This window comes from Proteiniclasticum sp., assembly GCF_032054185.1.
GTDB lineage: Bacteria > Bacillota > Clostridia > Clostridiales > Clostridiaceae > Proteiniclasticum.
Genome location: NZ_DAMBTF010000006.1, coordinates 140,312 through 153,000, shown reverse-complemented (window position 1 = coordinate 153,000; position 12,689 = coordinate 140,312). Strand labels below are relative to the sequence as shown.

Here is a 12,689-nt window from a genome sequence, read left to right as displayed (position 1 = left end):
CTTAGTGTAAAATTATTGTTGGTTAAAAGAAAAAAGAGAATAGCTCTAACCGTGTTATGATAAATGTACTCGCAAATAACACATAACGGAAGGAGCTATCCTCTTGAACATTATAGCTGAACTGAACAGAAAAATCACTACCCATATGACAACCTGCCTGGACACGGCACTGGAAGAAAACAGCGGGCTGACCGGAATGGTGGAATCCACCCTGAAGCTTGTGAGGGAAATGGGCAGAGACATCCTTGAGGAGTTAATTGAGTCTCTTGAAGAATCCCTCCTCCACAGCGACGAGCGGAAGGAAGAATGGACCATCCACAGCAGAAACCGCGAGAAGAAAATATCCACGCTTCTGGGCGACGTTGCCTTTAGCAGGACATACTACAGAAACAGGAAAACCGGTGACTTCAGGCACCTCGTGGACGATCTGCTGGATATCGAGCCTCATTCCAGAATGGATACAGGTCTCAAGGCCGATATGCTGAACAAGGCCAAGGAGATGTCCTACGAACAGGTTGTCAGAAGCTATGACGACATCAGCATCCGAACCCGGTCTACCGTAAAGAACGTCGTTCACGGCACTTCGATGGAAGGCAGCAACTGGCCTGGTCTGAAATGCGAAAAGAAGAAAGTGCGCTTTCTTCATGTGGAAGCCGACGAGGATCATGTACACCAGCAGAAAGGCAAAGGAATGATCATGAAGCTGGCCTATGTCCACGAAGGGAAGGTCATTGTGAATCCCTTCAGTGCTGACAGGAATCAGCGTGTTAAGCTCGTTGGGCCTCAATATCTGACCGGACTTTATCCGAAGAATGATGATTTCTGGTTTGAGATTCTCGACTATCTGGACACCCGGTACGACCTGGACTCCGTCGAAAGGATCTTCCTTTCGGGGGACGGAGCCCCCTGGATCCGTGCAGGAAAAGACATCCTGCCAAAGTGCAGTTTCGTCATTGACGGCTATCACCTGTCCAAGTACATCAAGACCGCTACAGCGCTCTATAGAGGCTGGGAGAAGAAGCTCAAGAACTATGTGTATTCAGGAGATCGGGAGAAGGTGGAAGCCTATTTCGACACCATAGAGGGCAACGATCACACGGAAGCGGAACTGAAGCGATTCGACTCATGCAGGAAGTATATTCTGGGCAACTGGGATGAGGTGCAGAACAGACATCTGAACGGATATGTGGAATGCAGTGCGGAAGGCCATGTCAGCCATGTCCTCTCACACAGACTGAGTTCAAGGCCCATTTCCTGGAGCAGAACAGGCAGCGAGAATGTCGCCAGACTACGTGTGTACACACGCAATGGTGGCTCTATTCGTGGACTCCTGGAAAATGCTAAAGTGATCCGGTTGAAGGACAAAGTCAAGGTCGAAGTCAACAAATCCGCTCTGAAAAACAGGAAGAAAAGCTATGAAGAATTTTCCAGCAACATCACGATTCTGGATATCGGGAAACGCACAAATGCCTATAAATTTCTGAAATCCATAAGATCTGCATAATACGGACAAATATTTTCTGAATTCAACCAACAGTAAATTGACACGATCGTTATTTTGAAAGAAAGTGAAAAGGATTTGGACCTATGTTAGAATGGATAAAGAGAATGAGGTGAGATTGAAATGGATAAAAATGAGAAAAAGAACAGAACTCTGGCAGAGAACCGTAAAGCGAGACATGACTATTTCATAGAAGAAGTCTATGAAGCAGGCATAGAGCTCATCGGTACAGAAGTCAAATCCATCAGAATGGGTAAGGTCAATCTGAAGGAAAGTTATGCGGACATCAAAAATGGAGAGATGTTTATTGTAGGTATGCACATTGCTCCGTATGAAATGGGCAATATTTTCAACAAAGATCCTTTGAGAACCAGAAAACTGCTGCTTCATAAGGCCGAAATCGAAAAACTCAACAGGCTCAGTGCTGCAGACGGATATACGCTTGTCCCTCTATCCCTTTACCTTAAAAACGGAAGGGTCAAGCTTGCGATTGCGGTAGCCAAGGGTAAGAAAGATTATGACAAGAGAGACACTCTCCTTGAAAAGGCACATAATAGAGATATGGCTCGAGAAATGAAGGAAAGAAACCGGTGATAATAAGGAGGAGATTCAATGCATAAAACTGTAGGTTTTATCGGATGCGGCAATATGGGTAAGGCAATACTGGGCGGTATACTGGATACCGGGTGGGTATCGTCTTCGAATGTTATGGTTTCCACCTCCCGTGAGTCCACACAAAATGAGATCACAGATCGGTTTGAGACACAGGTGTCGGGAGACAACAAAGAAGTTGCACGTTTTTCGGATTATCTTTTTCTTGCCGTAAAACCCTATCTGTATGAGAAGGTCATCAGTGAAATCAGAGATGAACTTAAAAGCGATGTCATCATTATCGGAATGGCAGCTGGTGTGACAATAGAAAAGATGGAGAACTGGTTTATGCCCGGCGTGAAAATCGTAAAGATCATGCCCAATACACCTGTTGCCGTAAGGGAAGGTCTCATCGCACTGGCTGTATCACCTGAGCTGTCGGATGTCGATACGGAAAATGTCATCGCCATGCTGACGAGAATCGGTAAGGTGAGCGTCATTGAAGAGCGTCATATGGATGTCATTACAGGAATAAGCGGATCTTCACCCGCCTATGTCTATATGTTCATCGAAGCAATGGCTGATGCTGCAGTCAAAAACGGACTACCCAGAAAAGAAGCGTATGAGATTTCAGCCCAGGCTGTTATGGGTGCAGCCAAAATGGTTCTTGAAACAGGAATCCATCCGGGAATGCTGAAAGATATGGTTACCTCTCCGGGGGGAACCACCATTGAAGCTGTTGCCATGCTGGAAGAGAAGGGCATGAGACATGCAGTCATCTCAGCTGTGGATGTCTGTATAGAAAAGTCCCGAGAAATGAGCAGATAACCTGTTAGGTGCTGATGGGAATACAAGGATAAAAAAAGGATCAGGTTACAGTAACCTGGTCCTTTTTATTGACGGTAGGGGTTATATTAGGAGATAGGGGTTTCATGTTTTTATGATATTGTCATGGGGGAAAGAGATTTTGAATTATTCGTTTTTAGCTGCCTTCTCACCGGCAATTCTGCCGAAGGTGTTGACATCAGCCAGCGCATTACCGCCAAGTCTGTTGGCACCGTGGATGCCTCCTGTGACTTCTCCAGCAGCAAAAAGACCTTCGATGATCTTGCCGTTTTTATCCACCACTCTTGTTTCAGCAGTAATCTTGATTCCACCCATGGTGTGATGTACTGTAGGGACACGTGCACCTGCATAGAAAGGGGCTGTATCGATCTTTTCCATAAACAGTGTTCTTCCGAATTCATCCTTTGCTCCATCTACAGAATCATTGAAGGCTTCCACAGATTTTTTCAGATTTTCAGGTTCAACACCGATCTGTTTTGCAAGATCTTCAAGAGTGTCGGCTTTGAATGCTCTACCCTGCTCAACGAGGGAATCGATGCTTTCATTGAAGTTGTTTACTGTATCTCCTGTAGGATAGGAATGCTGGTCAACGATGACCCACATGGAGGAGTTTTCCTGTTGCATGAGCGCTTTTGTCATGACGTCTCTTCTCGCACCTTCATCAACAAAACGGTTACCTTTATTGTTCACGAAAATTCTGTTTTCAACACCCTGTTCGATGTTTCCGGATAAGCTTCCTGTTTCAGGATCTCCCATGGGAAGAAGCTGGATGTTTTCCATCTGTACGATGGAAGCATCGATCTTTTCTGCCATGATGATTCCGTCTCCGGTTGCGCCTTTATGGTTTGTTGTCTTGATATCAGTAAGTGTTGGCCAGATTTTATTGTACTGGTCTCTCATTTCGACATTTGCACCGAATCCGCCTGTAGCGATGATCACACCTTTACTTGCGTTGACGGTAACCTTACCTTTGTTTCCTTCAGCTAGGAATCCGGTGACTCTTCCCTCAGCGCTGACAACAAGTTCCTTCGCTTCGGTCTCAGTCAGGATCTGAATATCATCCTTATGCTCATTGATGTAGTTCATGTAAGTATTGATGTATCCTGTTCCAAGGGGTTCTATCGGCTTATGGGATCTTGGCCATAATGCGCCAAGTACGGTGAATACCGTATCCTTGAATTCCATGCCAAGAGATTCAAGCCATTCGATGGTAGGATAGGCGTTTTCAACCAGTACTCTGACCAGTTCAGGATCGCCCTGTTTGTCTCCACCTTCATATGTCTGTGTATAGTGCTTTTCGATGGAATCTTCTATGCCTTGTGCAGACTGTCTCTTCTCATCCACAGCATTGAAAGCTGAGCCCGAGATGATTGTGTTTCCGCCTACGTTAGGCATCTTTTCGATGACGATGACTTTAGCACCGTTCTGGTGTGCGGAAACCGCAGCAGCAAGACCTGCCCCGCCTGCACCGATGATTGCAACTTCAGTATCTAATACGGAATCTTCTTTTTCAGTTTCGGTCTCATCTGCTTTAACCTTAAGCTTTTCGATGTCTCCACCGGCTTTAAGTAAAGCTGCCTCAAGAGCGGCAAGGAAACCTTCTGATGAATAGGTTGCTCCGCTCATGAGATCAAGTCCTAATGAGTTTTTTTCCTTTGCGGATGCAATAAGCTGTTCTATGGCATTATCACCAAGTCCTTCAGTCTCTGTGTGATCTGCGACAATTTCAGTGATTTTGAACTCATCCACGGTTACGGTAAGCTTGATGTCTCCATGGAATCCCTTGGCAACACCTTCATAGGTGCCGGGGTTGAACATTTTCTCTTCAGCAGCAGGGGTTTGGGGTGTTTCAGGTGTATCTGGTGTATCTTTTCCGGCACATGCCGAAAGAGTTACTGCCATGACCAGAAGCAGAGCTGTGGCCAGTTTTCTTGTGATTTTCTTCATTTCAATCTCCTTTTTCTGCAATTTGATAAATTATGAACGAACTCATTCGGTGAATACGTTCATCTAACGGTTTAACCATAACATATCGTTAATTTGTTATCAATAATTGATAAAAAATATTTATCCTTTTGTGCTTTATCCGATTCATCATGTATAATATGGATATAAAGCGGGGGTGCAGAAAATGGTCAAAGAAAAGCTGACAAACAGGCAGATTAAAGCCTTGGAGACAAAAGACAGAATCTATCATGCTGCCATAGCTAAATTTTCAAAGCATGGTATGGATCAGACATCCATTCAGGAAATATGCAAAGAAGCCGGTGTTTCCATAGGCTCTTTCTACAATCATTTTGACAGCAAGGAAGACATTATCTATGAAACGTTCAAGATCGCAGATACGAATTTCGAGCAGTTCAGGATAATGGACGAAGAAGGACGCAGCCCAAGGGAAATCATTCTGGAATACATGAACTACTACATAGACTTTGTTCAGACCAATGAATTTGAATTCATTAAAAAGCTGTATAACACGAACAACCATCATTTTGTCACAAGCAGAAGACCCATGCAGGAAGTACTGAAAAAGATACTCAGAAACAGGAAAATAGACGTGGACACCTATTATGTCAGGGACTCTGACGAGCTGGTGGATATGCTCTTCATGACGGCAAGAGGAGTGATTTTTCACTGGTGCCTGAAAGATGGGTATTTTGATCTGAACGAGGCATGCCGTAAACAGGTGGAACTGATTCTTGCATCGGTTCTTAAAGACGAGATGTTGTCCTCTGACTGATATTTATCAGACAATGTTCGCTGATGCCGGGTTCAGTACCATACACAGTCCTTTAAAGGTCAAGAATGGAAAACGAGCTTCAGAGTGAGATATTTTCTCTCTCCGGAGCTCGTTTTATCTGATTTTTCATTATTTATCCGTTGACGATCAGTCTGCCATATTGAGACCTTCAAAGAAGTCCATGGAATAGCCATCAGAATCCTGTCCCATGATTTCCATGTGGTTTTCTACCTGAAACCAGGATATTACTCCATCTCTATTTCTGATGGATACCCATTCTTTTTCATCGGTTTCCATGAGCGTCGCCTTTTCACCAGGCTTATAGGTGTAGGAAGGAGAGGCATCTTCACGGCTTTTTCTTGTTTTCAGTTCTTTAAGAATCGTGACTTCGGTTTCGAAGGGATAAAGCTCTTTTTCGATTTTTACAAGAACATCTTTATCGTTAAGCTGATACACATCATCGTAGAACCATGTCTGAAGCATCTGTCCACGGGTTTTTGTCTTGACAGTGCCATCTCCTTGGATGTTTACCTCTCCTTTAATGTCTGAATCCGGAAAGGTGCCTAAGAAACCCTGAATTTCACCTAGAACAGTTAGCTCGGTTTCTTTATAACGGTAGAATACGGTTAAATTGTCGCTGCTTGGACCTTCTTCACTTACAGCAATTTCTCTATACCCATCTTCAGGATCGATATCGGTAAGATGAAAGCGCGGATCGATTCTCTGCCCCTCATAACTGATTTCTTCATCATTGACAAGAAGCAGATAGGAAGAAACTTCATCACCATTCGGGTTTACTCGGGTCTTCAAGATGATTTCATCATCTATGCCGTTTCCATCAAGGTCCGCTTCTCTTCTGAATTCTTTCGTAAAACCTTGTTCCTGAGAAATGCTCATGACAGTATCGTCCTCCAAGGGAAAAGGAGAATCAGACATTTCTGCACCCTCTTCTGCAGCAGGTGCAGGAGTTTCACCGGACGCGGTGACATTGACGTTTTCATCCTCCTTTCTGACACTTCCGATCGGAACTCCAAGGTCAGAACATCCTATAATGAGTGCGACAAGGAGAGCGATAAGAAGCAAGGTCGTCAGGGATTTTTTCATCTGTTTCACCTCTTGATTTTTCTTGAGAATATCATAATCCATCTCTTATGAAGAGGAATGACAAAATGATTAAACTTTATGGGAATGAGTATGTTTCATCGTTTTAGTCATCATTCAGCTTTCTGCTTCTGAGAAAGCTCTTCATATGGGGCCTAAGAGGTTTTGAAAACATTCTTGCCATCTGCTTTGTCCAGTTGTCTGTTCGTTTTGCTGCAGTTCTTTTAAGGTAATAGGCTTCCATTTCCAGATCGTATTTCTGAAGCAGCTCGACTTCGTTTCCGCTCTGATAAGTGTCTGTTTTCAGAATCATCTCCACAGGAAGTCTTGGCTTTTTTTCATTCTCTGTCAAAGGGTATCCAAGACACATACCAAAGACAGGATAGGTGTTTAATGGCAGCTCAAGTAGCGTCGATACGACTTCAGGGTTGTTTCTTATGGCTCCGATATAAACGCCCCCAAGACCCAAGGATTCTGCGGCGATCATAACGTTCTGTGCCATGAGTGCAGTATCCACCGTTGCAAGGATAAAGCTTTCCGTCTCTGCTTCGATCATAGCTGCACCATGTAATGAAGCAGACAGTCTAGCTCTTTCAAGATCGGCGACGAAAACGATAAAAAGCGGAGCATCTACTATATGTGTCTGATTTCCAGCGATTTCCGCTATGATTTTTCTCTTCTTGACATCTTTTACGCTTATGAGCGTATATGCCTGGATAAAATTTGAAGAAGAGGCACTCTGACCGGCTTCCACAAGCTCTATGAGAACCTCTTCGCTTACGGGATAATCTTTGAAATGTCTTATGCTGGTATGATTTTTCATCTTACGGATGGTTTCGTTCATAATGCCTCCTGGTTTCCTTTTTTCTCATTCTAACATATCTGCCTTCTTCCGATGAACTTTGTGTATAATGAAATCAGAAGAGTTAAGGAAACTGGAACTGATGAAAATCAGGGAACGGAGGAATAAAGTGAAAAAACTGAAATACGGTATTATGGGAACGGGAAGAATCGTAGAGAGATTCGTCGGGGCGGTGAGATCCTCGGAAGCGGGAGAAGTGTACGCAATCGCATCCAGAAGTCTGGAAAATGCAGAGAAAAAAGCACGAGAACTTGGTATTTCCAGATGTTACGGGTCATATGAACAGCTCGTATCTGATGACAATATAGATGTCATCTACATTCCGACCATCAATTCGGCTCATAGGGAAAATGCGGTTCTTGCACTCACACACAATAAACATGTACTTATAGAGAAACCTATGACACTCAGTCGAGAAGATACAAAAATGCTGTTTGACATGGCACGTGAGAAAGGGCTGTTTATTATGGAAGCGCAGAAATCTCTTTTTCTGCCGATTACTGAAGAAATCAAAAAAATCATATATGACGGAGTGATCGGGGAAATCCATCTCCTTGACTATATGATTTCCATTCCTGAAGTGGGATTTAAATGGTTTTATGACAGGAAAGCAGGTGGAGGTGCCTTATTCGGAAGCGGAAACTATATCCTAGCTCATGCCATGCATCTTCTGGAAGAGGAACTGATATCTTCCTCAGGACATGCCACATTATCTGATGAAGGAACGGATCTTCAGTGCATTTTCAATCTGAAAAGCGAAAAGGGCATTCTTGTGGATGGAAAAATCACGACAATGGTTGCCGCAGAAAGCGGTGTGACAATCTATGGTGAGAAAGGAAGAATCTTCATCGGAGATTTCTGGAAAGCAAGACACGCTGAAGTATTTGTCTATGGTGAAGAGTCAAGGCAGGTCAGTTTTCCGGTGGAATATGAAATGGTCTATGAAGTCGATCATGTGAACCGATGTATAGACGACCGGCTGATGGAAAGTCCCGTAATGACGAGCAAAGTTTCCCTCTCATCTGCGGAACATATCGATAATTTGTGGAACCATTTCTTAAAAAGGGTATAATTATGCATGGCCAGATTGTAAAATTCCATCATTTTATTGAACAACGTGGTAAGAATCAATTACATTTCATTCATAGTGCTTGTCTGTACTCCCTCAAAGACATAAAATGATTTTACACAATAGAATTTTGCGGAAGCGATTTTACTCACAGTAGGCAAAATTCGATTATGAAGAGGAGGACATACTATGATAACCAAAAAAATTATTGGTGGTATACTGGCATCTGTAATGTCTGTAGCACTACTCGTGGGTTGCGGAACAGATAATGAGACTCCCGACAGCCCTGCAGAAACACCGATGGAGACACCCGCGAATGAGGGCGGCGGTGTCGGCGAAGAAGGACTTGAACTGACACTTGAAGAGCTCGCCGAATTTGACGGACAGAACGGGAATAAAGCATATATTGCAGTTGATGGAAAAGTATATGACGTGACAGATCTCCCACCTTGGGAAGGCGGCGAACATAATGATTATCCCGCAGGTCAGGACTATACAGAAAAAATCAAGGATGTAGCGCCTCATGGCCTTACTCCGCTTGAAAGTCTGGAACCAGTGGGTACTATCGTAGATTAGACTGAAAAAAACCGATAAAATTACTGTTGAAAAGAGCAGGTTCGCCTGTTCATTTTTTGCGGGATAAATCCTTCAGCTATCGGAGTGAAAACAGGATTATTCTCATCTATTTCACTTGAGATAGAAAATTAATAGGTAACTCTAAAGACATGACATTCCTTCCATATAACAGTATAATAAGATTAAAGTAAAATCCGATTGGGAGATGTTAGAATGCTTGTTGTTAAGTCTGCTGTATCCAGAAAGGAAATAAATGATTTTGTTATGCTTCCCTTCAAGCTTTATCAAGGTGATGATGCCTGGGTTCCACCTCTTATCGGTGATTTCAGAAAATATATTCTGGGTAAAAACAATGCGCTCAATCACGTGGGTGACAACGAGCGGGTAATTGCTTACTTTAAGGGGGAGCCCGTAGGCAGACTTCTTGTGGGAATCAATAATGAGCTCAATGAGTATAAAGGGTTTAAAGAGGGGTATATCTCTCTATATGAGTGCATTGAAGATGAACATGTTGCTGCAGCCCTTCTAAGCCATGCCATGTCATTTCTCAGAGACAGAGGAATGGAGCGGGTTAAGGGACCCATGTCTTTACCAGGGGGAGAGGACAACAGAGGGTTTCTTATCGATAATTTCGAGGACCCGACCCTTGTGATGAATACTTACAACAAGAAGTATTATAATGATCAGTTCCTGAAGAATGGATTCGAAAAATATTACGACTGTTATGCGTATAAAGGGATTTTCAACAATGATCATCAGGACAGACTGGAAAAGCTTATACCTTATGCCAAGAAGAGGTATCATTATACGGTTGAGCCTATCGATCTGAAAAATGTCGAGCAGGAAATGAAGGACATCCAGAATATCATAGAAAGAGCGATGCCAAAAGACTGGGACGATTTCATGCCCCCGACAGAAAAAGAGATCAGGATGATCAGAAAGCAGCTGGTTCCTTTTGCCGATCCTGATTTCATCTACATCGCAAGAGATGAGGACAGAAATCCTATAGGATTTGATATCGCACTGCCTGACTATAATCAGGTGCTCAAGAAAATGAATGGGCGGCTGTTTCCTACAGGTTTCTTCAAATTTCTGTATTATAGAAAGAAAATCAATCGAATCAGGATTTTTGTGCTTTTTGTCATACCTGAATATCAGAAAAAAGGCGTCACAGCAGCCATCTACTATGAAGGACTTAAAAAGGGCATGGAAAGAGGGTTCACCTATGCTGAAGGATCGACCATCTGGGAGTATAATCGTCCTATGCAGAACGATGCATTGGGTTTCACCGACAGGCCTTATAAAACCTACAGAATCTATGTGAGGAACCTTTAGATTGCATCCTGGAGCGAATCTTCATAAAATGCATAAATGATATATGTCATCAGTAACTGCAGACACTGAAACAATCAGATAGAGATTGATTCAGTGTCATTTTGTTTTAACTCCAGCATCAGATCGGAGAATCGTAATCTTTGATGCTTTCAGCATTATCTGTATCTGATAAAAAGTAGAATGTTCTGTCTTATTGATATAATTTAATCAGCAAACATTTGGAGGTAATTTGATGAACAACAGGATTTTAAGCAGAAATGAAGTAGATGGAGAAAGAACATGGGACCTGTCCGCAATCTACAAGACAGATGAAGATTTTGAGCGTGCGGTGGCAAAGATCAGAAAGCTAGGAGAAAATATTGAAAAGGAGTATAAGGGAAACCTGAAATCTGCAGAAGAGATCAACAGCTGCCTTGATAGTCTACAAGCTGTGAATATGCTCGCGGGACTGATTTCAAGTTACAGATTTCTAGCTGTATCTGTAGATATGACCAATAATGAAAATCAGGCACAGAGTGTACGAGCATCAGATCTTCTTTCTCAGGTTATGAGCAGAATTTCTTTCGTCGAAGAAGAAATTCTTGAAAATGATGAAGAGGAAATCCGAAGAGCCATGGAGGCAAGTGAGCAGAACAGACATTATCTTGAAGAACTCTTACGAGGAAAGCCTCATGCACTGAGCATTGAAGTGGAAAAGGCGCTCGCGACGCTCTCAGGCCTAATGAATTCACCTATGACGATTTATAATAAGGCGAAGCTTCAGGATATGGATTTCGGAACTTTTGAAGCTGAGGGAAAAACCTATCCGCTGAGCTTTGTCTTATATGAGAATCATTATGACTATAATAACGATCTTAAGGTGAGAAGAGCAGCTTTCGAAGCGTTTTCAAAAAAGCTGAAAGACTATGAAAACACCGTGGCTGGGGCATATCAGACTCAGGTTCAGAAGGAAAAATCTCTTGCAACGCTGAAAGGATTCGATTCCGTCATTGACTATCTTCTATTTGATCAGAATGTCACAAGGGAAATGTATGACAGGCAGATTGATGTCATCTACAAAGAGCTGGCACCCCATATGAGAAAGTATGCAAGGATTCTGAAGAAAATCCACGGAATGGATAAGATGACCTTCAACGATCTCAAGCTCTCGGTGGATCCGAGTTATGAACCGCCGATCACGATAGAAAAAGCGAAGGAGTATGTCATTGACGGTCTGAGTATTCTGGGTAAAGACTACACAGATATGATCGAGAGAGCATTTGAGGAAAGATGGATTGATTTTGTGCAGAATAGAGGAAAATCAACGGGTGCATTCTGTTCAAGCCCATACGGCGCGCATCCCTTCATCCTGATCAGCTGGACCCAGAGGATGAGAGAGGTGTTTGTGCTCGCCCATGAGCTGGGTCATGCCGGTCACTTCTATCTCTCCCAGAATAGCCGGAATATTTTTGATGCAAGACCATCACTCTACTTTATAGAGGCACCTTCTACCATGAATGAGATGATTATGGCAAACTATCTCCTGAAGGATAGCTCAGATGACAGACGGTTCAGAAGATGGGTGCTGTCATCCATGATTTCAAGAACCTATTATCATAATTTCGTGACCCATATGCTGGAGGCGTATTATCAGAGAGAAGTCTATAAGCTCATCGATGAGGGTGGAAGTGTCCATGCAAAAAAGCTGAGTGAAATTAAGAGAAAGACACTGGAAAATTTCTGGGGAGAAGAAGTGGAGATCAATGAAGGGGCTGAGCTTATCTGGATGCGTCAGCAGCATTACTATAAGGGTCTTTATCCCTACACTTACAGTGCAGGTCTTACAGTAGCCACTGAAGTGTCCAAAAAGATTCTTGCTGAAGGGGAAAGTGCAGTTTCTGCCTGGAAGGAAGTTCTCCGAACAGGTGGTCTGAAGAATCCGGTTGGGCTATCGAAGATGGCAGGCGTGGACATCACGACTGATCAGCCTTTAAGAAACACCATAGCCTATATTGGTGAAATTATCGATGAAATCGAGAAGCTTACAGAAAGTATGAATGAATAATTATTCAAAATGTTAAAAAAAGGT

11 protein-coding genes are annotated in these 12,689 nt (G+C 43.0%); 8 read left to right on the top strand and 3 right to left on the bottom strand.

Features of this window, described 5'->3' with window-relative positions; genetic code table 11:
* Nucleotides 1-103 precede the first annotated feature (103 nt).
* The 3 genes from RTX25_RS05225 to proC all read left to right on the top strand — a co-directional run bounded on the left by RTX25_RS05225 (nt 104) and on the right by proC (nt 2,920).
* Nucleotides 104-1,504, top strand: coding sequence for an ISLre2 family transposase (locus RTX25_RS05225; protein ID WP_312651353.1), 1,401 nt, complete (start codon nt 104-106; stop codon nt 1,502-1,504).
* Nucleotides 1,505-1,624: 120 nt separating this feature from the next.
* A complete protein-coding gene (gene smpB, locus RTX25_RS05220) occupies nt 1,625-2,095 on the top strand; it encodes an SsrA-binding protein SmpB (protein WP_312651352.1) in 471 nt (156 codons plus the stop codon).
* Nucleotides 2,096-2,113: 18 nt separating this feature from the next.
* Nucleotides 2,114-2,920 carry a pyrroline-5-carboxylate reductase gene (gene proC, locus RTX25_RS05215; RefSeq protein WP_312651349.1) on the top strand — a complete coding sequence of 269 codons (807 nt, stop codon included), beginning with the start codon at nt 2,114-2,116 and terminating at the stop codon, nt 2,918-2,920.
* Between the two features lie 144 nt (nt 2,921-3,064).
* On the opposite strand, the gene RTX25_RS05210 is transcribed toward proC, so the two are convergent.
* Nucleotides 3,065-4,885: a flavocytochrome c gene (locus RTX25_RS05210; protein ID WP_312651346.1), complete on the bottom strand. Its 1,821-nt coding sequence runs from the start codon at nt 4,883-4,885 to the stop codon at nt 3,065-3,067.
* Between the two features lie 184 nt (nt 4,886-5,069).
* On the opposite strand from RTX25_RS05210, the gene RTX25_RS05205 reads away from it, so the two are divergent.
* On the top strand, nt 5,070-5,678 hold the full coding sequence (locus RTX25_RS05205) for a TetR/AcrR family transcriptional regulator (RefSeq protein WP_312651345.1): 609 nt from the start codon (nt 5,070-5,072) through the stop codon (nt 5,676-5,678).
* Nucleotides 5,679-5,825: 147 nt separating this feature from the next.
* On the opposite strand, the gene RTX25_RS05200 is transcribed toward RTX25_RS05205, so the two are convergent.
* Together RTX25_RS05200 and nfsA are read right to left on the bottom strand one after the other, a co-directional pair.
* Nucleotides 5,826-6,782 (bottom strand): hypothetical protein, encoded by a 957-nt coding sequence (locus RTX25_RS05200; protein ID WP_312651343.1) that lies wholly within the window; start codon nt 6,780-6,782, stop codon nt 5,826-5,828.
* Between the two features lie 103 nt (nt 6,783-6,885).
* A complete protein-coding gene (nfsA, locus tag RTX25_RS05195) occupies nt 6,886-7,623 on the bottom strand; it encodes an oxygen-insensitive NADPH nitroreductase (RefSeq protein ID WP_312651341.1) in 738 nt (245 codons plus the stop codon).
* A gap of 127 nt (nt 7,624-7,750) precedes the next feature.
* Between nfsA and RTX25_RS05190 the strand changes: the two genes are divergently transcribed.
* From RTX25_RS05190 to pepF, 4 genes are all read left to right on the top strand, one after another.
* Nucleotides 7,751-8,713 carry a Gfo/Idh/MocA family oxidoreductase gene (locus tag RTX25_RS05190; RefSeq protein ID WP_312651339.1) on the top strand — a complete coding sequence of 321 codons (963 nt, stop codon included), beginning with the start codon at nt 7,751-7,753 and terminating at the stop codon, nt 8,711-8,713.
* Between the two features lie 186 nt (nt 8,714-8,899).
* Nucleotides 8,900-9,286 carry a cytochrome b5 domain-containing protein gene (locus tag RTX25_RS05185; protein WP_312651338.1) on the top strand — a complete coding sequence of 129 codons (387 nt, stop codon included), beginning with the start codon at nt 8,900-8,902 and terminating at the stop codon, nt 9,284-9,286.
* Between the two features lie 213 nt (nt 9,287-9,499).
* On the top strand, nt 9,500-10,621 hold the full coding sequence (locus tag RTX25_RS05180) for a hypothetical protein (protein ID WP_312651335.1): 1,122 nt from the start codon (nt 9,500-9,502) through the stop codon (nt 10,619-10,621).
* Nucleotides 10,622-10,853: 232 nt separating this feature from the next.
* Nucleotides 10,854-12,665 carry an oligoendopeptidase F gene (gene pepF / locus RTX25_RS05175; RefSeq protein ID WP_312651332.1) on the top strand — a complete coding sequence of 604 codons (1,812 nt, stop codon included), beginning with the start codon at nt 10,854-10,856 and terminating at the stop codon, nt 12,663-12,665.
* Nucleotides 12,666-12,689 lie beyond the last annotated feature (24 nt).

Coding starts and splice junctions, on each gene's coding strand:
- proC (WP_312651349.1), top strand. CDS start 2,114: ATGCATAAAACTGTAGGTTTTATCGGATGCGGCAATATGGGTAAGGCA.
- RTX25_RS05200 (WP_312651343.1), bottom strand. CDS start 6,782: ATGAAAAAATCCCTGACGACCTTGCTTCTTATCGCTCTCCTTGTCGCA.
- pepF (WP_312651332.1), top strand. CDS start 10,854: ATGAACAACAGGATTTTAAGCAGAAATGAAGTAGATGGAGAAAGAACA.
- nfsA (WP_312651341.1), bottom strand. CDS start 7,623: ATGAACGAAACCATCCGTAAGATGAAAAATCATACCAGCATAAGACAT.
- RTX25_RS05210 (WP_312651346.1), bottom strand. CDS start 4,885: ATGAAGAAAATCACAAGAAAACTGGCCACAGCTCTGCTTCTGGTCATG.
- smpB (WP_312651352.1), top strand. CDS start 1,625: ATGGATAAAAATGAGAAAAAGAACAGAACTCTGGCAGAGAACCGTAAA.
- RTX25_RS05180 (WP_312651335.1), top strand. CDS start 9,500: ATGCTTGTTGTTAAGTCTGCTGTATCCAGAAAGGAAATAAATGATTTT.
- RTX25_RS05205 (WP_312651345.1), top strand. CDS start 5,070: ATGGTCAAAGAAAAGCTGACAAACAGGCAGATTAAAGCCTTGGAGACA.
- RTX25_RS05185 (WP_312651338.1), top strand. CDS start 8,900: ATGATAACCAAAAAAATTATTGGTGGTATACTGGCATCTGTAATGTCT.